Source organism: Polynucleobacter sp. MWH-Adler-W8 (assembly GCF_001889925.1).
In the GTDB taxonomy this organism is placed as follows: Bacteria; Pseudomonadota; Gammaproteobacteria; order Burkholderiales; family Burkholderiaceae; genus Polynucleobacter.
This window is the reverse complement of record NZ_LZFI01000005.1, coordinates 45,983-66,640: the sequence shown is the minus strand read 5'-3', so window position 1 is coordinate 66,640 and position 20,658 is coordinate 45,983. Positions and strand designations below refer to the sequence as shown.

At 39.5% G+C, this 20,658-nt stretch carries 22 protein-coding genes and 1 pseudogene; 20 read left to right on the top strand and 3 right to left on the bottom strand.

The features are described from left to right. The first annotated feature begins 111 nt into the window (after positions 1-111). The 20 genes and pseudogenes from AOC28_RS07040 (at position 112) to AOC28_RS06945 (ending at position 17,221) form a co-directional block, all read left to right on the top strand. Positions 112-1,308, top strand: coding sequence for an O-antigen ligase family protein (locus AOC28_RS07040; RefSeq protein ID WP_158009042.1), 1,197 nt, complete (start codon positions 112-114; stop codon positions 1,306-1,308). A 229-nt stretch (positions 1,309-1,537) separates the two neighbouring features. After that, the gene (locus AOC28_RS07035) at positions 1,538-2,386 is read left to right on the top strand and encodes a Wzz/FepE/Etk N-terminal domain-containing protein (protein ID WP_072583266.1); all 849 of its coding nucleotides are present in this window, start codon (positions 1,538-1,540) and stop codon (positions 2,384-2,386) included. An 86-nt stretch (positions 2,387-2,472) separates the two neighbouring features. Continuing rightward, on the top strand, positions 2,473-4,152 hold the full coding sequence (locus AOC28_RS07030; RefSeq protein ID WP_072583265.1) for an HAD-IIIC family phosphatase: 1,680 nt from the start codon (positions 2,473-2,475) through the stop codon (positions 4,150-4,152). After that, the gene (locus AOC28_RS07025; RefSeq protein WP_072583264.1) at positions 4,149-4,385 is read left to right on the top strand and encodes an acyl carrier protein; all 237 of its coding nucleotides are present in this window, start codon (positions 4,149-4,151) and stop codon (positions 4,383-4,385) included. Before AOC28_RS07030 ends, AOC28_RS07025 begins: the two co-directional genes overlap by 4 nt. Then, positions 4,375-4,974: a GNAT family N-acetyltransferase gene (locus tag AOC28_RS07020; RefSeq protein ID WP_072583263.1), complete on the top strand. Its 600-nt coding sequence runs from the start codon at positions 4,375-4,377 to the stop codon at positions 4,972-4,974. The genes AOC28_RS07025 and AOC28_RS07020 overlap by 11 nt, the downstream gene beginning before the upstream one ends. Position 4,975: 1 nt before the next feature. Continuing rightward, positions 4,976-5,380 carry a VOC family protein gene (locus AOC28_RS07015; protein ID WP_072583262.1) on the top strand — a complete coding sequence of 135 codons (405 nt, stop codon included), beginning with the start codon at positions 4,976-4,978 and terminating at the stop codon, positions 5,378-5,380. Positions 5,381-5,400: 20 nt separating this feature from the next. After that, a complete protein-coding gene (locus AOC28_RS07010; protein ID WP_072583261.1) occupies positions 5,401-6,114 on the top strand; it encodes a class I SAM-dependent methyltransferase in 714 nt (237 codons plus the stop codon). Positions 6,115-6,134: 20 nt separating this feature from the next. Next, positions 6,135-6,557 (top strand): FdtA/QdtA family cupin domain-containing protein, encoded by a 423-nt coding sequence (locus AOC28_RS07005; RefSeq protein WP_072583260.1) that lies wholly within the window; start codon positions 6,135-6,137, stop codon positions 6,555-6,557. Further along, entirely contained in the window at positions 6,532-7,656 is a 1,125-nt protein-coding gene (locus AOC28_RS07000) for a DegT/DnrJ/EryC1/StrS family aminotransferase (RefSeq protein ID WP_237767764.1), read from the top strand. Before AOC28_RS07005 ends, AOC28_RS07000 begins: the two co-directional genes overlap by 26 nt. 34 nt (positions 7,657-7,690) lie before the next feature. Next, positions 7,691-8,932 (top strand): O-antigen translocase, encoded by a 1,242-nt coding sequence (locus AOC28_RS06995; protein WP_158009041.1) that lies wholly within the window; start codon positions 7,691-7,693, stop codon positions 8,930-8,932. 44 nt (positions 8,933-8,976) lie between these two features. Continuing rightward, a complete protein-coding gene (locus AOC28_RS06990; RefSeq protein WP_083564259.1) occupies positions 8,977-9,852 on the top strand; it encodes a glycosyltransferase in 876 nt (291 codons plus the stop codon). A gap of 48 nt (positions 9,853-9,900) precedes the next feature. Continuing rightward, complete coding sequence (locus AOC28_RS06985; protein ID WP_072583256.1) at positions 9,901-11,256, top strand: hypothetical protein; 1,356 nt, start codon at positions 9,901-9,903, stop codon at positions 11,254-11,256. Then, positions 11,246-11,992 (top strand): glycosyltransferase, encoded by a 747-nt coding sequence (locus AOC28_RS06980; RefSeq protein WP_072583255.1) that lies wholly within the window; start codon positions 11,246-11,248, stop codon positions 11,990-11,992. The genes AOC28_RS06985 and AOC28_RS06980 overlap by 11 nt, the downstream gene beginning before the upstream one ends. After that, positions 11,985-12,584 (top strand): DapH/DapD/GlmU-related protein, encoded by a 600-nt coding sequence (locus AOC28_RS06975; RefSeq protein WP_072583254.1) that lies wholly within the window; start codon positions 11,985-11,987, stop codon positions 12,582-12,584. The genes AOC28_RS06980 and AOC28_RS06975 overlap by 8 nt, the downstream gene beginning before the upstream one ends. Continuing rightward, entirely contained in the window at positions 12,581-13,681 is a 1,101-nt protein-coding gene (locus tag AOC28_RS06970; RefSeq protein ID WP_072583431.1) for a glycosyltransferase, read from the top strand. The genes AOC28_RS06975 and AOC28_RS06970 overlap by 4 nt, the downstream gene beginning before the upstream one ends. Beyond that, complete coding sequence (locus tag AOC28_RS06965) at positions 13,682-14,494, top strand: hypothetical protein (protein WP_083564257.1); 813 nt, start codon at positions 13,682-13,684, stop codon at positions 14,492-14,494. 172 nt (positions 14,495-14,666) lie between these two features. Continuing rightward, entirely contained in the window at positions 14,667-14,849 is a 183-nt protein-coding gene (locus tag AOC28_RS06960) for a hypothetical protein (RefSeq protein ID WP_143143902.1), read from the top strand. A gap of 65 nt (positions 14,850-14,914) precedes the next feature. Further along, a pseudogene (locus tag AOC28_RS06955) lies at positions 14,915-15,175 on the top strand (transposase); the annotation flags it as partial. Between the two features lie 421 nt (positions 15,176-15,596). Continuing rightward, positions 15,597-16,388, top strand: coding sequence for a transcriptional regulator (locus AOC28_RS06950; RefSeq protein ID WP_072583252.1), 792 nt, complete (start codon positions 15,597-15,599; stop codon positions 16,386-16,388). Then, positions 16,388-17,221, top strand: a complete 834-nt coding sequence (locus tag AOC28_RS06945; RefSeq protein WP_071467093.1) for a nucleotidyl transferase AbiEii/AbiGii toxin family protein — start codon at positions 16,388-16,390, stop codon at positions 17,219-17,221. Before AOC28_RS06950 ends, AOC28_RS06945 begins: the two co-directional genes overlap by 1 nt. A gap of 127 nt (positions 17,222-17,348) precedes the next feature. Here the strand turns inward: AOC28_RS06945 and AOC28_RS06940 are convergent, their stop codons facing one another. The 3 genes from AOC28_RS06940 to AOC28_RS06930 form a co-directional block, all read right to left on the bottom strand. Next, positions 17,349-18,272, bottom strand: coding sequence for a tyrosine-type recombinase/integrase (locus AOC28_RS06940; protein WP_072583251.1), 924 nt, complete (start codon positions 18,270-18,272; stop codon positions 17,349-17,351). Positions 18,273-18,318: 46 nt separating this feature from the next. Next, positions 18,319-19,290 carry a hypothetical protein gene (locus AOC28_RS06935; RefSeq protein WP_072583250.1) on the bottom strand — a complete coding sequence of 324 codons (972 nt, stop codon included), beginning with the start codon at positions 19,288-19,290 and terminating at the stop codon, positions 18,319-18,321. Positions 19,291-19,566: 276 nt separating this feature from the next. Then, positions 19,567-20,523, bottom strand: coding sequence for a tyrosine-type recombinase/integrase (locus tag AOC28_RS06930; RefSeq protein ID WP_072583249.1), 957 nt, complete (start codon positions 20,521-20,523; stop codon positions 19,567-19,569). Positions 20,524-20,658 lie beyond the last annotated feature (135 nt).

The following is a 20,658-nucleotide window of genomic DNA, read 5'->3' as shown; positions in this document are numbered from 1 at the left end:
CTTCCTCATACAGTATTTGTAAGGCACTTTGCTATGGGGCTCGGTAGCCTTTTTGGACTATGGATCACATACCAGAATCGTTTTTTGCTTTGGCAAAAAAGAGCATTACCAATGGGGCTAATCTTATTATTATTGATTTGGGTCACTATTCATCTGTTTTGGATTGGAAGAGGCTATCCACTACAAAGTTTGGAGTACACCCAGATTTGGAAAAAAATCGCTCTTAGTTTGCCTTTTGCCTTTGGCCTTGGCCTTGCAATTGCTGGCAATTACTCTGATTTAAAAAAGTCTCGTCGGTATTGGCAAATTATCTATTTAGGATTTTGTTTGCCAACACTGATTTATTTTGGCAAGTTTGCTTATGCCAAGCTTGCGGGCATTTATGGCTACCCAATTCCCAGCTATCTATTGTTAGTTCCCTATGGGGGTGGCGAACAACCTTTTGGTATTCCGCGGGCATGGTACGTGCTTTTCTGCTTACCTGCTTTTGCCATTGCTCTTGGAAGGATTGTTCAGCTTATAGAGAAAGATAATTTTGGCATGCGCAGTAGCTGGCCTTATTTAGTGATCCTACCTTTAACAGTGACCCTGTTCTTTATTGAGGCAGATCGCTTTGGAATGGTGTATGTGATGCTTTTCCTAACCCTATCACTTGGCATCATTCTCTTCAAATATTGCAGACGGCTTTCTTGGAAGGGTGGAATGATATTGCTATCGGTTCTTGTAGTGTCTTTGGGCTTAGTCAGTGTAAGTGTTAGCAAAAACTCCCAATGGCAAACGCTCGTAGCCGATTCAAAGGTCGCCGCCCAAGTTGACCGCTACGACAACTGGAAAAATCGGAACAAGGGCTATCCCATCAATGAACTTGGTCAAATTCCGACAGACTCTAATTACAGTCGTCTTGCCTGGGCTATCGTGGGTTCACGCTTGTTAATAGAAAACCCGCTGGGATATGGGTTGATGAGTCTTTCTTTTGGGGCTTTGGGTAAGGAAAAGTGGCCAGATTCAGATCTGAGTTGGACTCATAGCGCTTGGTTAGATTTTGGCTTGGGTTATGGGCTGCCTGGCCTTTTTCTTTTGGCCTTTGCGGTAATGTTAGGCTGGCACTATAGCGCTTACTCAAAAGCGCCTTGGAACTTGATTGGTCACTGGGGTTTGGCTTCGATGGCCCTCGTGATGACCACAAAGGAAGTGTCAGCCGAATCGGCAATCAATGCCATTATTTTCCTGGCTCTTTGGGTAAGTGCACTAAGCCTTGGCAATAGCAATTTGGGTGCCTCACCCAAAAGTGAATTCGTGGATAGTTAGGCCTCATTTCAAAAAAGACTAATGAGTCCTAGCTTTGGAGCTCAGCTTCAGAAAATTTTAGGGCGCTACCCTAGTGTGTAGAGCAGTAAATGAAGTGACAAGTCTCAAGCGCAGACTTTGAAATAAAAGGCCATGATGGCCATGAATTACCTAATTTTTTTTGGCGTTTTGTTGGGCTTTGACTGCTATAATAACACTAAATTTTATAGCTTTTTAGGGTTATAGGCTTATGCAGCAGACTTACTTGCAAGAAGATGAGCAGGAAATCTCCTTATTCGATATTCTCGATTTTATAAAAAAGTCCTATAAAATCATGATGTTATGTGCATTTTTGGGTCTTATGGCCGGCATAGCTTACCTTCTAGTAACCCCTCCCATGTATGAGGCTACTGCCCAAATGCGCATGGCACAGATCTCGCAAATTAATCCCGCCAACCCCTTTGGCGCAACGATAGAGGACCCTACTTCCCTCATAGCGCGGATGCAGTTTCCAACCAATTACTCTGCGCAGGTGATTGGCGCTTGCGACTATCAAGACAAACCACAAGCGGCTCTAGCCTTATCTAAAAACGTGAAATTATCGATCCCCAAGGGGGTTGCGAACACGGTGGAGTTAAAGTTTCTGGCGCCCAGCGCGCAGACGGCCGAAAACTGTGCCAAGGCAATCTTTACGCAAGTAGTTAGATTGCAAGAGCAGTTATCCAGCACCTTTATTGAAGAGGCTAAAACCAAGTTGGCCGCGGATAATGAGCATATCGAGGCCGCCAAAAAGCTCATAGCCAAAGCAGACCAATCGGGAGACGCCATGTCCGCCGCCTACTTATCGGCGCGTGATGAGCTGACCTATTTTTTAACCGACCGCGAAAAGATGACTGATTTGATTAATTCAGTGAAAAATCGGGGTACGAGCTTAGTATCCCCGATCTATGTCACGGAAAAACCCGTCTCACCCAAAAAGGCGATGAGCCTCTTAGCGGGTCTTTTAGGTGGACTGGTGTTGGGACTCTTGATTGCATTAGCTCGTCAAATGATGGCCAAACTCAAGGGTCAAAATAATGAATCGGGCGGTGTGTTGTGATGTCAGGCCTTGGACAAATGAGTGTGCGAGATCGGGCATTAGCGGGCTTGAGTCTATAAATATTATTTTGTGTTGAGTGCATAAATATGACTATTGAAAACAGCATGCAGCACTTTGATGCCCAGGAGATTTTATTTGCCGAGCATCTTTCGCGTCTGGACCTGCTCAAATTAGACTTAAGTAAAGAACATGGCAAGAAAATAGTGGTCAATATTTGGCGTACCCATGGCTTTGAGCCATTAATACCCTTGATGAAACCCTTTTTCGATTTTCAGGGTTGGCATGTAGACTTCAACATTAGTGGCTATGATGATACGTTAATGTTCGAAGGGCGAAAAGATGCCTCTCTCGATATCGTTTGGCTTGATAGCATTAGGGCTTTAGGACAGGTTGACTTTCGAGAGTGGGTAAATTGGCTTGCAGAGCGGATTATGAATTTGCGCAAGCGTTCTTCAGCACCCATTATTCTAGCTACATGGATTGAGGGCGTGGAGCAGGTGAAGCGTCTTCAAGCACTAGTTGATGCAGTACCAGGAGTTTATTTTGCTAATTTGTTAGAGTTACAGGATGAAATTTCTGGCCCCTTTATTGATATTCGCTCTGAAAAGCTAGCCGGAACTCCTCTTGGTAGAGTTGCGCAATTAGAGATTGCTCGAAAATTGGCCTGCCACTGGATGCCTGCAGCCCTTTCTTCTTCAATTAAAGCTGTTATATTGGATTTAGACAATACACTGCATTCTGGAGTTCTAGGCGAGGACGGTGTAGATGGGGTGAAATTAATGCCTGGGCATTTAGCATTTCAAAAATACATTAAGTCTCTTGGCGAGAAAGGAATTTTTCTAGCCTTAGTGTCAAAGAATGAATTGGCAGATGTTAAGGAGTTATTTGAAAAACGTGACGACTATCCTCTGCGGTTAGAAGATTTTTCCGCGGTTGAGGTATCTTGGGCACCAAAATCAGATGCCATTAAGAGAGTGGCAAAGACCTTAAGAATTGCCCCTGACGCAATGCTATTCGTGGATGACAATCCTGGTGAATTAGCCAATGTCATTTCGGGGGTGACTCAAATCCATACTCTTTATGCACATGAGGATGCGTTTTTAACTTCTAGAGCAGTTCATAACTACCCCGCCCTATGGAGATGGAGGCTAGAAGAGGATGATGCTAAGCGTATTTTGGATCTTAAAGCAAACGCTGAGCGGGAACTTCTATCGGAAAATATTTCTGATCCATCAGAGTATTTTCGTGGCCTAAAAGTGGGGTTAATCTATCGATACGATCCCTTAGAGCAGTTAACCAGAATTACCGATCTCTGTAATAAAACCAATCAATTTAATTTGGCGATACAAAGATTTAATCAGGTCGAAATTGCTGAGCGCCTTAAAAGCAAGGCTGCATCTATTGCTACTGTTCAGTTAACTGATCGACTCTCTGACAGCGGCGTTATTGCAATCATAGTTGCCTCTAAAAAAAATACTCAATTGGTTGTCGAGGAGTTATGCATAAGTTGCAGGGCAATGGGTAGACGCCTTGAAGATACCATTGTATTGCAGGCATTAAAGGGAATGTCAATTATCGATGGATGTACTGAGGTAATTTTTAAAGTCTCTCATGGTCCAAGAAATCAGCCTGCACTAGATTGGTTAGCGGATTTACTCAGTTTGGCTGAAGGGCCTCCCGAAGGTGAGGTGCATCTTCCCATTTCCCTTGTAAATGTATTTAAACCAATTGATGGTGTCAAAATTGAGCAAGGAATAATGAAGTGAATTCAAAAAAAGTTGAGAGTGTAGTTTTAGATATTTTTTCAACCATACTCAAAAGGAATGTTGATATTAGAGATAGCAGAATAACCCTTAGCCAATGGGACTCGCTAAAGCATATAGAAATTATTTTTGCTATCGAAGATGAGTTAAATATTCAATTTGAAGAAGAAGAAATTGAGCAGCTAGATGACATTGAAAAAATTATAAAGATAGCATCCGTTAAATATGCGTCATAATTTTTTAGTTTCTGGGTCTGCTTTTAGATTGAGGCCTGTAAATGATGAAGATGCCGAATTTATTCGTGATCTACGTTGTGATCCCAATCTGAATGCCTTTTTGCATGCCACTAATAGCATCACTCAAGATCAGTTAGATTGGCTTTCAAGTTATTACCAACGGCCAAATGATTATTATTTTGTAGTTGAGCGTAGTGATAACTGTGTGCCAGAGGGATTAATTTCTTTGTACGAAGTTGAGCTAAATACTCCAAAGCAGGCCGAGTGGGGGCGCTGGATTTTAAAGTCTAGCTCATTGGCTGCTGTTGAGAGTGCCGCCTTAATCTATAAATTTGGTTTTGAAATTCTTGATTTGGAGTCTATTTATTGCAGAACTGTTGCTTCTAATGAGAGAGTGGTGTCATTTCATGATTCTTGTGGGATTGTTAACCGAAAAATCCTAAAGAATTATTTTCAGTTAGGCTCGACATCTAGGGTCGATGCTGTGGAACATAGACTTGATAAAAAGTTATGGCCTGAAATTTCTACCCGCCTTCAGCGGTTGAGTGATTTAACGGCTTTGCGACTTAAAAGAATCAGGAGTTCATGAAATGAATGTTCCAGTTAATTTTTCATTTCATCATATTGGGTACGCCACTCAGTCCATTGATAAAGAGCACAATTTTTTTTCATCAATGGGCTACGTTTCTGAAGGGGAAGATTTTTCCGACGAGATACAGGGGATTCGGGGGCGTTTTCTTGTGGGTGTGGGGCCTAGAATTGAGTTATTGGAAAATTTACCAGGATCACAAACTTTAACACCTTGGCTTAATGCAGGAATTAAGCTTTATCATTTCGCTTATTTCGTTACTGACATTAATAAGGCTTTGGGCTGGGCACATAATTGCAGAGGGCGTGTTACTGTTTTGCCGGTTCCCGCTGTAGCATTTGGCGGGCGTCTAATTAGTTTTATCATGTTACGCAATGGAATGTTGATTGAGCTAATTGAGCAGTAGATATTTAAACGGATGGAAAATTGAAAAGTAATCAAGAAAAAAATAAACTCCAAGAAATTTCTGAGTCCTCTCTTTACTCAGCTGGAGTGATGCAGCTTGCTATTGAATATTGCTTTAAGATTTTATCTCGCTATATCTCTGGCGAACGAGTCCTTGAGTTGGGTCCTGCAGAAGGAGTTATGACTGAACTCTTAATTACAACGGGAAAATCGATTACTGTAGTTGAGGGCTCAAAACTTTTTTGTGACGATTTAAAAAGACGTTTTTCTAAGATTGATGTTGTTCATTGCCTATTTGAGGAGTATGTGCCCAGCGAATTATTTGACACAATTATTTTGGGGCATGTGTTAGAGCATGTTGAGGATCCGGTAGCAATTCTTAAAAAAGTTAAGTCCTGGGTAAAGCCAGGCGGAAATATTTTTGCTGCAGTCCCAAACGCTAGATCTTTACACCGACAGGCCGCAGTTGATATGGGCTTGCTGGAGGAGGAGGCGGCGCTTAATAGTTTGGACTTAAGACATGGACATAGGCGTGTATTTAGTCCCGAAGATTTCAGGGCAATTTTTTTGAAGGCCAATTTGAAAATTGATGTTTTTGGCGGGTATTGGCTAAAGCCTATCTCAAATGGACAAATCGAGAGCTCTTGGACAGCGCAGATGATCAGTGCATTTATGAAAATTGGAGAGCGTTATCCCGATATAGCTGGCGAGATCTATGTTGTTGCATCCAATTAACGAGTTTGGTGGGGCTTCATATGTTGAAAGACTGTAGATTAATTGATTTACCAAAAATTACAGACCAGCGAGGTAATTTATCTGTTATTGAAGGTGGAAGGCATATCCCTTTTGACATTAAAAGGGTTTACTACCTTTACGACGTTCCTGGTGGATCGTCAAGAGCTGGTCATGGGCACAGGGAATTGCAGCAGTTAATTATTGCCATGTCTGGGAGCTTTGATGTGATTGTGGATGATGGACTTGAAAGAAAAAAATATCATCTGAATCGTTCGTATTATGGATTATATATTCCCAAAAGAATGTGGCGTGAAGTAGAAAATTTCTCTTCGGGTGGCGTATGTTTAGTTCTCGCATCAACAGTTTATGATTCTGCAGACTATTATCATGAATACGATGAATTTGCAAAATTTGTAAATGATAATAAAAAAGAAATACTTTAAGTTAAATAAAATGATCCCATTTCTAGATTTAAGAGCTCCACATCAAGAGTTACGAGATGATCTTGAGAAAGCCTTTCATGAGGTTCTTGATAGTGGTTGGTTTACACAAGGCTCTCAGCTAGAGGCTTTCGAAAAAGAGTATGCAGATTATTGTAATGTTGAGAATTGTGTGGGAGTTGGTAATGGGCTTGATGCACTCAATTTAATTTTGCGTGCATATGATATTGGCGATGGTGACGAGGTAATAGTGCCCTCTAATACATACATTGCAACATGGTTAGCCGTGACCCATGCAGGAGCTACTCCTGTTCCTGTAGAGCCTGATGAGCTCACATACAACATTGATCCCAAAAAAATAGAAGCTTCAATTACCAAGAAAACAAAAGCCATAATGCCAGTTCATTTATATGGGCAACCAGCAGATATGGATGAAATTAATGCCATAGCAAGAAAGTACAGCATTAAAGTAATAGAGGATGATGCGCAGTCTCAGGGGGCATTATATAAAGGACGCCCAACAGGTTGCCTAGGAGATGCTGCCGGCCATAGTTTTTATCCTGGTAAGAATCTTGGTGCCTTAGGTGATGGAGGTGCTATTACTACCAATGATAAAGAGCTGGCTGAAAAATTGCGGATGCTCCGAAGTTATGGGTCACGAATCAAATATTCGCATGAGATACAGGGTTTTAATTCGCGTCTTGATGATTTACAGGCTGCTTTTCTACGCGTGAAGTTAAGAAAGTTAAATGAGTGGAATTCGCGTCGTAAAGCCATTGCAAAACGTTATCTAGAGTGCTTAAAAAATCCAAATATAACTTTGCCTTTCGTTCCCCCTTGGGCTGACCCAGTTTGGCATTTATTTGTAATACAAAGTGATGATCGAGACACTTTCAAAAAGTTGTTGGATGATGGGGGAATTTCTACATTGATTCACTATCCGATACCACCGCATCTGCAAAAAGCATATCAAGGTCTTGGATATACTCTGGGGAATTTCCCCGTGTCAGAAAAAATGGCAAAGGGGTGCCTGAGTTTGCCAATCGGACCACATCTAAATAACTCAGATGTATCTCATGTGATTTCGGTTTGTTGTAGTTGAGTATATTTTAATGAGATTAATAAAGACTAGTGCGTTGAACGCAGTAGCAGTTTTTATTAAGTTATTAAGCGGACTTTTCCTCAATAAAATTTTGGCAATTTATCTAGGGCCTGGAGGATACTCAATTATTGGGCAATTTCAAAATGTAGTGTCAATTGCTGGTAGCGTTGCCGGTGGAATTTTCACGACCGGAGTCATTAAGTCAACGGCAGATCATTTTGATAGCAATAGGAAGCAGCATGAAATATGGAAGACTGCTATTAGGATTTCCTTGTTTTTTTCAGTAGTTTGTGGGCTGGGGTTAATTGTTTTTGGCGACTGGCTGTCTTATAGGGTTTTGAATCGTACCGATATATCTGGCGTATTTATTTGGCTGGCTATTTCATTGCCTGCAATGACGGTAAGTAATTTATTACTTGCAATTATTAACGGTAAAAAAGAGGTGGGTATATATGTTATATCTAATGTTATAACTAGTATTCAAGGTTTAATATTAACGGGATTATTGGCGAGTTATTTTGGCCTCTACGGCGCGCTTGTAGCCTTTGTAATAAATCCAACACTATCAATATTATCTGTGGCATTCCTAGTTTATAAAAAGCATTGGTTTAGTTTAAATTATTTTTGGGGTCAAATTAATCGAGATGCATTAAAAGAATTAACTGGATTGGGTTTGATGGGGCTAACAACGGCCCTTGTAGTGCCGATATCATTTATAGCAATTCGTAATTATCTGTCCGAAAATATATCTTTAAACGCTGCTGGTTATTGGCAGGCTATATGGAAAATAAGCGAGACTTATTTAACCATAATCACTACCACACTGATAGTTTATTATTTACCTAGAATAGCAGAGATAAGATGTGGAAGTGAGCTTAAGAAGGAAATTATTAAGATTTATATCTTTGCAATGCCAATTACGGTAGCTGGCGCTGTATTGATCTATATCCTAAAAGACCACATTATCTTAGCATTGTTTACACCTGAATTTATGCCGATGCAAAAATTATTTGCATGGCAACTTATGGGTGATGTGATAAAAATCGCGGCTTGGATTATGTCATATGTATTGATTGGAAGAGCTTTGGTGAGGATATATATATTTACTGAAATTATTTTTTCAGCCCTATTTATACTTTTAACTATTTATTTAGTCCCCATATTTGGTTTAATAGGCGTAACAATTGCATATGCAATGAATTATTTTTTATATGGATTTTGCATGATATTTATATTAAGTAGAGAATTAAAAATAATGGGCAATAAATCAAATTAATATTTGATTCATAAAAAATAAAAATATAACTAATTATATTAACAATGAAATCAAAAAAAAAAATAATATCAGAACCTATTTTGGTATCATTCTTATTATTCACATATAATCAAGAGTCTTATATTGAAAAAGCTTTGCTTGGGGCCTTATCACAGACTTATAGACCTTTAGAGTTAATAATATCTGATGATTGTTCAACGGATAATACTTTTTCAATAGTCGAGAGAGCTATATTAAGCTACTCAGGCGATATAAATATAATCATTCGTCAAAGTAAATTTAATCTAGGCGTTATTAGGCATGTTGAAGAAGTAGTTGCACTATCCAAGGGCGATTTTATTGTTACAGCTGCTGGAGATGATATTTCTAAGCCAAATAGAACGACAAGGTTAGTTAATAGGTGGGTTCAAGATAAAAAGCAATGCGTAGTTTTTTCAAATGCCAATGTTATTGACGCTCAAGGAAGTGAGCATGGGTTTTTTTACGACTATGAGATTCCAGATAAGACTTTATTGGAGTATTTAAAGGGTCAAAAAATATTTGTTGGTGGTTTTGGCCAAGGCTTCACACCATCATTATTTCGCGATTTTAATAAAATCACAGCGAAGACTTTTCAAGAGGATGCTGTTATAGCTTTTAGAGCGATCCTTAAAGGAGGAATTTATTATATTGATGAGCCTCTTTTGTTTTACAGGAGGCACTCCTCAAATGCCTATTCCACCTCTAGCTACATTTCATGTTTAAGGCTATTTAGGAGTGAGTTGGGCGTATGTAAGCAATCTTTTCTGGATGCTAAGATGGCTTCATGGCTTCCAAAGCCCGTGCGCTATATGATTATGAAAAAAATTTTGTTAAATATAATAAAGGGACAATTTATTGTCTGGATTTCCCCTTTATATTGGGCATTATTTATTAAATAATTATTTAATAAATAATGGAATAGCAAATTATAATATAAATAATAATTAATGGAAATTATTTATTTAACTTTCTCTTTATCAATAATTGTATACTTGATATTTAAAAGACCGTCTTTACTGGTACTTAATAATTTAATTTGGGTTGGAATTTTGTTGATATTTTTTATTGGCCCAATTAAATATAGAACTGTAGGCATCGGATTTGGATGGCTATTTTTTTTATTCCTATTTTTATCTGCATTTAATTTAGGCTACTTTTGCATTTATCACATTTTATCTATTGATGGTAGGCGGGAGAATTTTAGGGGTGCTTATAGAGGATTGGCTTTAATTGGCTTCCTTGGAGTGATTTGCTGGAATATTGGGGGGATTATATATTCGATTGACTACCTTTTAACATTAAATTTTTACGATCTTAGGTTGAGTTTTGTTAATGGTGATCAAGATATATATTTTTTATCTAAAATTGGATCCTTATTAGCAGGCTTTGTATTTTTTATTTTCACTCAGCATATTTATGAGAAGTCTAAATTTTCTGCTATTGAAATAGCATCTATCTTATTGTTATTAACCATTCCATTTTTCATGGCTGGGCGACAGATCTTTCTTCAAGCACTTTTAATTATTATATTTTCTTTGGCTGTTAAACGACGATTTAAAAATAAATCGAATATCAGCCTTAATGGCGGCAATATCTTTCAGGATAAATTTATTTCATTAACCATTTTTCTCGCTTTTCTGGCAATTTTTTTGATGACACTTTTTCGAGCTGGCAGCATAGATTTAACTACCTATCAATCTCGACTTGAATTGTATGGGAGCACTAGCGGTATTGAATTAAATGATAATTATGAGGCAGTTTACTCATTGATACCCGTCTACGCCCAGGATATTTTAATTGAATCGACATATTATTTCTCGGCTCAGATTGCAAAATTTTCTGAATTTTTTAATCTCTATGATATTAGCGTCATAGATTATGGGATATTTGAAAAATCACTATTCATAAAGAACAATATTGTTAAGATTTTTGAGTTATTTGGTGCCGGAAGCCCGTTTCCTAACCGTCAGCTTGAATTAAGTTTGGGTTTCTTGCCAGCCGCATGTTGGGGTACCGTAGTTCAAACAAATTTAATGCTTTTTGGTTTTATTGGAGCTCTGCTGGTGCAAATTATATTCGGTGGAATATGCGCCATATCCTTTAAATCAGTTCTTAATAATAAATATAGCTACTATAATTTTAATTTTTATATAGCAAACTTGATTATAGTTTTTTATTCAATTTTAGATAGTGTTTTAAATGAAATATACTTCTTAATATATTACTTAATATCTATTGCATTTTTTATATTAACTAATAAATTTTTTATTAAAGCGGGGAAAAATTCCAATAATGCAATCTAAAATTTTTGTAATTACAGCAACTTACAATTGTGAAAATTTTCTACCAAGATTAATTCAATCTTTGCAAAAGCAAACTGACAATAATTTCACTTGGATCATAGTCGATGGAAATTCTACTGATGGAACTATTGAAATTATTAAAAATATTTGCAACATTAAGGTACAAATAATCATTGAGCCTGATTTTGGAATTTATGATGCGCTTAATAAAGCTGTTAAAAAAATTGATAATGGCTATTATTTGACAGTTGGGGCAGACGATATTTTGGATAAGCGGGCAATTAGTAATTTCAGGTCGGCTATGGTGGAGTCTAATGGTTCTGATTTAATAGCGGCTGCGTATTTGGTCAACGATAGAGTTTGTTACCCTGGGATGGAATTAGGTTGGCTTTATGGCATGCCTGGGATTGCTTCAAGTCATTCGGTGGCACTGCTTATTAATAAGTCCTTGCATGAAAAAATAGGCCTCTATACAAAAAAATTACCTATTGCTGCCGATCAGTTGTTTGTGTTAATGGCATTAAAGAAAGGGGCGACAATATTTCGAAGTAACTTTATTGCCGGTCGTTTTTCAACAAAAGGGACTAGCGGTGTTGATCAGATAGGAATGGTTACTGAGCTTTTTAGGGTTCAGGTCTTAATTGGTGAATCTTTTATGATTCAGTTTTTTTTGCTCTCAGCGAGGTTAATTAAGATTAGAGTGCTCGCCTTTATAGGGGCGGGTAAAATTGTTTAGTACATTTCAGACTTATGGATTGTTTGGTTTCATAAGACTCCTTGGGGATCTTTTAAGAACTAAGATTTTTTACCATAATGCAAGACTTATTCGAAGTCCTAATTATTTCAGGGGTAAGCCTTATATTTACTTTGGAAAGAATTTGACTACTGGCATTGGGCTTCGGTTAGATGCTTTTCCTGAAAAGAATTCAAATTTTTTAATAAAGTTTGGATCCAATGTTCAAATTAATGATTATGTGCATATTGGATCTATCTCATGTGTTGAGATAGGCGACGATGTTTTAATTGCCAGTCGAGTGTTCATTTCCGATCATAATCACGGTGCTTTTAATGGAAATAATCAATTCTATTCTCCGGAGATTGCGCCCGCATTGCGCCCCTTAACTGGAAGCCCTGTTTTCATTGGAAGCCGCGTTTGGATTGGTGAGGGCGTCTGCATTCTGCCGGGCGTCTCAATTGGGAGTGGATCTATTATTGGTGCAGGCGCAGTGGTTACTAAAAATATACCTGAGAATTCAGTAGCCGTTGGTAATCCAGCTCGAGTTATAAGGCGGTTTGATAGGACGATTAATGAGTGGAGAAGGGTTTGACAAAGAAACGAGTTGTCATTTCTGCAGTTAATTTTACAGAAGGGGGCCCTCTAACCGTCTTGCTAGATTCTCTGCGTTCTGCTGTTGAAGTGCTAGGTAGCAACTGGCAAATTTTTGCAATTGTTTCAAAAAAAGAATTAATTAAGGGTTTAGAGGTTAATTTAATTGAGTTCCCAAAATCTAAGCGATCTTGGTTAGTCAGAATTTGGTTGGAATACTGGTATTTCAAGAAATTATCTAAGCAGTTGCAGCCTGATCTTTGGCTGTCCTTGCACGACATATCGCCGAGGGTTGAGGCGAGGCGACAAGCAGTTTACTGCCATAATCCATCAATTTTTTATAGAGTCTCTTTTAGGGAGGCTATGTATGAGCCAAAATTTTTGCTTTTCAATCTGTTTTATAAATACTTATATCGCATAAATATTTACCGGAATGATTTTGTAATCGTTCAGCAGGACTGGATTAGGTCAGCCTTTAGAAAAATATATGGCTGCAAGAATATTGTAGTTGCCCATCCTGTTGGAATAATCTTTAATGATGAGTCGTTGCCACAAAAAACTCCATCTTCGAAAATAATTTTCATCTACCCGGCGCTACCTCGAGTATTTAAGAATTTTGATATTTTATGTGAGGCAGTTGCTAGCCTTCCTCCTGTTATTTTGGATAATATTGAATTACGTATGACTATAGATGGTAGTGAAAATCGTTATGCTCGTGGTTTGGTAGAGCGTTATCGAACCGTATCTGGGCTTCGATTTATTGGCAGGCAAGGAGTGGAAGATATGAAAAAACAATATCTTGAATCAGATGTAGTTATGTTTCCATCGAAGTTAGAGACTTGGGGTCTACCCATTGGCGAGGCTAAGACAATGGGAAAACCATTGCTTGTTGCGGATTTACCTTACGCAAGGGAGACGGTAGGCTGCTATAAAAATGTTTCATTTCTTAATCCGGATGATCCAAGGCTTTGGGCTGATGCTATGAAGTTAATTGCTTTGGGGTGTTATGGCTATGAGGGTAGTATTGAGACTATCCCTTTGGGCTCATACGCACCAGATTGGCACAGTCTATGGAAGCTACTTGTCAGGGGGTTGTGAATGATCATTTCAGGCTCGCTAGTACTATTTCATAATGACCCAAGTATTTTTGGTCAAGCAATAACCTCCTTTTTGGAAGGTTGCGATGGTGTTTTATATATAGTTGATAATTCTGAATATCAATCACATCACGAACTGTTTGAGAATTCTCGTGTTAAATATACCTTCCTGGGATGTAATATAGGATTCGGTGCTGCGCATAATTATGCGATCCATAGGCTGTTTCCAATTTCGGATATTCATTTAATTCTCAATCCAGATGTTAGGTTTAAGCCTGATGTGCTGCCCTTCCTCAGTAAGAAAATGGAAGCTGAGTTAGATATCGGCGCGATGATGCCAAAAGTGCTCTATCCCAATGGTGAGCTCCAATATTTGTGTAAGTTGCTTCCATCCCCGGCTACTCTTTTCTTTCGCCGTTTTATACCTATTAGCTATTTCCAGAATATTATCAATAGACGATACGAGCTTCATGCCCTTTCTGAAGAGCATTCCGCTGAAATCCCATCTATATCTGGCTGTTTTATGCTCGCACGCACATCTATCGCCCTCAAAATTGGGGGCTTTGATACGCGCTACTTTATGTACATGGAGGACGTTGATCTTGTTAGGCGCATCGGCGATCATGCTCGGATCTTATATGAGCCTTATGTATTTGTAGAGCATGGATATGCTAAAGGTTCTTATAAAAATAGAGCATTACTAATAATTCACTTGAAATCAGCAATTAAGTATTTTAATAAATGGGGTTGGTTTTATGATCCTATACGGATTCTTCGTAATAAAAAAGTAATACGTTTAATGCACAAATTATAATTATTTAAATATTAAGAAATGTATTTTTGATCCACATAAATGGCGTGAATTGAAAATTTGACTAAAGTATTTTTTAGTGGCGTTAATAAGAAGGCTAGAGTGAGTGCGGTGGCCCGGAGAAATGTTTCATGCCACACCTTCATATTTAAGTCTCATAAATTTAAAAGGCTTTATGACTAAAAAAACCGATTTAATTCTAGCATTTCTTATAGGCGTAGTTTTAGCCTGGGCTTCAATTGGATTTTCCAACTCCGGCTATTACGTAAGCACTTACGATGATGCAGCTTATATGATTAGGGGTTTGAATGCCGACATTAATGCCAGTAATGGCGGTTTAACTGGGTTGGTATGGTAATCCCCCCACCCCTTAACCTGACTTAAAAGTAGAATTTCTAAGTTGTTTGATTTAAAGGAAATTCTATGAAAACCTCCCGTTTTACCGATAGCCAAATCATGGGCATCCTCAAGCAAGCCGAGGCTGGCATGCCAGCCCCAGAGCTATGCCGTGAACACGGCATTAGCATTGCTAGCTTTTACAAGTGGCGCGCCAAGTATGGCGGTATGGATGCCTCACTAATGTCTCGCGTCAAAGAGCTTGAGCTAGAGAACGCTCGATTAAAGAAGATGTATGCGGAGGTTCAGCTCCAAGCTGATGTCCTTAAAGAAGTCTTACAAAAAAAGTAACTCGGCCACCATACGCCCCATTTTCCAGCTGGGGTATTTTCCAGTTGAATAGGAGTTAGACCGCTTTACTATTTTTCTAACCCTGACTTGCCCTATTTCCAGGGTGTAGATGGCGGTAATGCGATCTACATTTAAGTTGGCGTTTAAGTTTTGTTGCATTATATGTTTCCTTGTGGTTTCGCTGGCTAAACCTTTTATTACTTTTTAAAAAAGATGTTTAACTAACTTACAAACAGTTTAGCCCGCTAAACCCACTTTGTCAAGTAAAATTTAGGAATTGGGGTGAAATAGATGCAGGTGGTTTGTAGATAGTGCTATCAAGATCAAATAATGTTATATTCAAATCTCTATATATATCTTTATAGGATATAAATTGCACATAAATAATAATAATTCATCTAAAACTCTAGGCCCTCGCATGGCGGGGTTATTTACACGCCTATATGAGAAGGGGCTCTTAACGTTTAGGGTGGCTGACGCCGTCAAATACACGGGATTGTCTCCAATTGCAGTTAGTAACTTATTGCACAAAGCTCAACAGCGCGGGGTTGTTACACGATTAAAGCCGGGTCTATTCAATCTAGTACCTTTTGAGTTGGGGGGTGTGTCAGAGCATATTGATAGTCCTTACATCATCGCCAGAGAGCTTGTAGGGGCGGCACCCTATTTTTTATCGTATGGCACCGCATTTGAATTGCATCGGATGTTTACGCAACCGATGTTTACGACATACGTTTCATCCACTAAGCGTATGCGCTTCCAGACTGTTGGGGGGTATGAATTCAAGTTCGTCAAAGTGAGCAGCGATCAAGTCTTTGGGGTAGAGAAATACTGGGTGGATAAAGAGCGATTTGTGTTGATCAGTAATATTGAAAGAACACTCATTGATGGCTTGAAGCACCCAGAGTATGTTGGGGGGGTTACGGAGGTCGCAAAAGGTTTGTGGATGAAAAAAGACGCAATTAATTTTAAGACTCTGATTGAGTATGCAAAACAACTAGGTGTAGGTGCGGTAATTCGCCGACTCGGATATCTATTGGAGAGGTATGAATTGGTGGATGAAAGCATTTTGCGAGAATTACAAAAGCAGTTAAGTGCAACCTATCAGCGCTTAGATCCACAAATGCCTGCGCAGGGGATATTTCTTTCGAGATGGAAATTGCAACTGAATGTGAATCAAGAAGAGCTTGATGCCGTGAGGTTTGGATAATGATTCCGCAAAGAAATATTTCTCTAATTGCTAATAAATTATTAAAAGAGGGCGGTAAACGTGTTCCCGAGTCCGTGATTGAGCGCGACTATGTGTTGGCTTGGTTTTTGACCGGGCTTGCCAATCATCCTTTACGTGAGATATTGGTCTTTAAGGGTGGAACAGCCCTACGACGTTGCTGGATTGATCACTATCGATTTTCAGAAGACTTGGATTTCACTTTAACAAAACCCATTCAATTTTCAGAAATCTTAGTTGGATTAAATGAGGTATTTGAAAGCGTATATAGGGAGTGCGGCTTAAAAATAGAGTTCGATAGAGAAGATCGGGCCAGCCATCAAAATAGCTATACTTTTTATCTAAAGTATCAAGGACCGTTGCCAGCATCCAATGATGTCAAGGTGGATATCACGATTAATGAGGTATTTTGTTTTGGCGCACAAAGCAGGCCCATCTTTCAAACCTACGATGAGTTCGAAGATCTGCCACAGGGACCAATTCTCAATGTATATTCCATTGAAGAGATTGTGATTGAAAAGGTCGCAGCCCTAAGTGATCGTGCTAGAAATGAACCTAGAGATCTTTATGACCTTTGGCATTTATTTGGAGAGCATTCGATTGTTCTTCAAGAGTTACGCCCTGAACTTGTGCGCAAGTTAGCGCATCGCAATAGGCTCGTAAATGGTCTTGAGCAAGCAATTGCCGTTAAAAATGAGCGTTTAAAGCGTCTTTGGACAGGCCGCCTAGCTCATCAGATGAGTGCTCTTCCAGAGTTTGATGGCGTTTTCAGGGATGTTATGAGGGCAATTAGAGCTGCTGATTTACCGGAATGAAGGTATTTTTTGGATGAGGTTCATTTAATAAGGGCAGTTCATCATCAAAATTCAAGGCAGCTTATAAGTGGCAATCCGAACCCTAGAGAAAACAGTGATTTTGCTTATGATTTTTTCAAGGGTATGCCTACGGTAAATAATTGATATGCTCCACATACCTCATGACGGTATCCGTTTTTGACCATCGACCCATGCTCATGATGATGGGAAAGCTGGCTCCCGAAACAACTAAATCCTGGGCATGACCTACTCGCATTGAATGACCACTAATTCTGGCTACAAAAGATTCATCTAAGCCGGCTTTTCTGGCAATTCGCTTGAAGATCCTGTTAATTTGACCTCCACCCAGATGTGAGGATATCTTCTGCGATTTTCCAATGCCACGAAATATCTGACCCTCTTGATCCCCAATTTTCGCTATCCACTCCTTTAAGGCAAGATGAGCTCGTTGACAAACGTGTAGCCATTTGCCAGTAGAGTCTTGATCGGTTTTGCTTTTCCTAAGTAATATAGTCATAGATTCAATACTATTTTTAATAGTAATTTTGACATCTTGGATTTGCAGGGAAACTAATTCGCTTCGTCTGCATAGGGTGTCATAGGCAACCAGCAGAAGCGCTCTATCTCTAATGCCCATATTATCTGCATCGGTTGCGCTAAGCATCTGCTCTAAAACATCTTGATTAATTCCTTGAGCCTGTTCGGACGCGCGCCCTAGTTTTCTATGCATTCGCCTCATTTCCAATGTGACATCTGGATCTTTGCTTGGATCGTCAAAGCGATTTAACTTATGGATTGTGGCGATCCCTGTAATTGCACGTCGAATGCTAGCGGACGTTCTGCCGCCATTCGCAAGCATAACAATATAGTCGGCAAGGATTAGCGGGTCAACTGGCAGGGCAGTTTGATTGTGCAGACTGCAATAAGTAATGAAATCAATAAAGTCAGCGCGATATGCCCTGATGGTCGAGGCAGAATAGGCGCCATCAATTTTTAGAACTGTTTTGGCCAACTGTTCGCTTGGGCTGAGTATTATTTTTGGTATTTCCATAATTGTCTTTTACAGTTTAGCTAGCTAATGTACCGTAGCCAAAAAATCACTTCCTCATAAATTTAATTAATAAGTTTTTAACAAAACTCAATTGCGCCTCAGCAGAAGTTTCATTACGCGTTGCAGCTTTAATGATGTCAATTTTCTGACCCTTAAATTCCAACAAGCCAAATTCACTAGGAATCTGCTTGGCTCCCACTTTTGGGTCGTAATCGTGAAAGGTAACCCACACGAAGTCAAAATAGGAGCTAACCTTTTTTAAGGTGTCAAACTTAGTTACAGGCGAATTATTTGATTTGATTTCAATGCCGTGTAATTCAATAGGGCCATCTACATTCATTTGAACTATTGCAATCGCATCGATGTAATAGAATTTAGACTCATAGATGGCTAAGCGAGCTACCTCGCCCCTTAGAAGTTCAAAGTGAAATGGTTTTGGTGTTTTGAGCCAAGAACCTGCACTTTGAGAGAGGGCAGTAAACACATGCGCTTCTAATAAGCTGTCATGTTGGGCCTTATCTTTTAAATCTACTCTAGGAATAGGCATGCCCATACCCCTAGCTGTTCTTCCCTCAAGAATGGGGCGATAGATTAACCAAGTTTGTCTTAAAGAATCACGCGTAATTGCCGCGGAAATAACCTGGGCGGCTAATTTGATAAAAATATCATTGGGCATGACTCGCTCTAGCTTACCCAAAATTTCTATATTTTCAGGGCTGACCTTGGTGGGGAGTTCATTAAGGAGGGGATTGGTAATCTGATTTTTACTTAAAAGAGGCTGAAGCTCTTGATAGTATTTGCCCGCCCGATAGTAGCGCCAAATGCTACCTTCTTTAAGGCCAATGCTTTGCCCAAATGAAACAAGCCATTCAGTAAAGGAGCGATGACTGGCTTCCCAAAAGTTATTTTCTTCAACTTGTAAAACTATAAGAGCAATTTTTGTCCAGGCGCGAGCATCATCAGCGTTAAGACTTTTAATTGAACTTACAATTGTTTTGGTAATCTCTTGCTTGGACATATATATAGTGGTTTAAAGTAATTAGTTAAGCTTGTAGTCTAGCTCGCTAAAGTATTTATTGTCAAGTTAATAATAGAGATGCAGTGTTTATAAGGCTCGGCGGCGCTTGCACTTTATGGTCTCTCAACTTGCAGCTTATGGGGGGGCAACTTGCACTTTATGCATGAACCCACAGGTGTATCAACTTGCAGCTTATGGGGCCCCAACTTGCACTTTATGAGTACACCCGCATTGGGGGATATGGAGTATTGAGATCGTTATTCCCTGCTGAAAAATTTAAATATGCTCAACATACCGCATCACCGTATCTGACTTAGACCATCTCCCCCGTTGCATCATGATTGGCATGCTTGCGCCAGAGCTCAATAGATCTTGAGCGGCACCTACTCGCATCGAGTGACCACTGATCCCCTTAATAACTGATTCATCCAATCCAGCTGCTCTAGCTATCCTCTTGTATATGCGGTTAATCTGGCCTGCCCCAACTTCAGAACCAATGACATTTGCCCTATTAATACCAGTGATGATTTTTTCCTGCCCCTCGGGAAGTTCCTTTATCCACTCCATTAATGCAACGCCGCCCCTTTGACTCAGGCGCAGCCATTTGCCCATGGAATCTTGATCTGTTTTACTTTTTCTTAGCAAAATTGAAGTGCTCTCAATGCCATTTTTGATATGGATTTTGATGTCTTTGACTTGAAGTGATACTAATTCGCTACGCCTACATAGTGTGTCATAGGCCACAAGCAATAAAGCGCGATCACGCAGGCCCCTGATGGAATCATCGGTAGCGAGGAGCATCTCGTCTAGGGTATCTAGATTAATGCTACCTGCTTGTTTTGCGGAGCGCCCCAACTTGCGATGCATTCTGCGCATTTCGATGGTGACATCCGGATCCTTGGTTGGATCATCTAAGCGATTGAGTTTATGAATGGTGGATATCCCACAAAGAGCTCGACGAATACCGGCTGAACTTCGCTCGCTGTTTGTGAGCTTGGTAATGAAATTAGCTATAACTAAGGGGAGGGCGGGCAATGCATCTTCATTGCATTCCTCGCAAAATTGGATGAAGGCATTGAAGTCAGCTCTATAGGCGCGAATGGATGCGTATGCGTAGGCACCCTCAATTTTCTCAAGGGTGCTGGCCAATAGCTCCCTGGGATCAATTCTGATTTTTAAGTCGCTCAGATTTGCATGGGTTAATGCTGATGCATTGTTTGATGGGTTCGTCATATATGGCTTTCTGTGGTCGGGATTGGCTTTTGAGGTATGAGGTAAATCGCCTTTGGGCTTTATTACATGCTTTATCTGTCTAGGTAATTAAGTAGATAACTCCTTAGTTATTGATAAAATTAATGAAAATTTTGT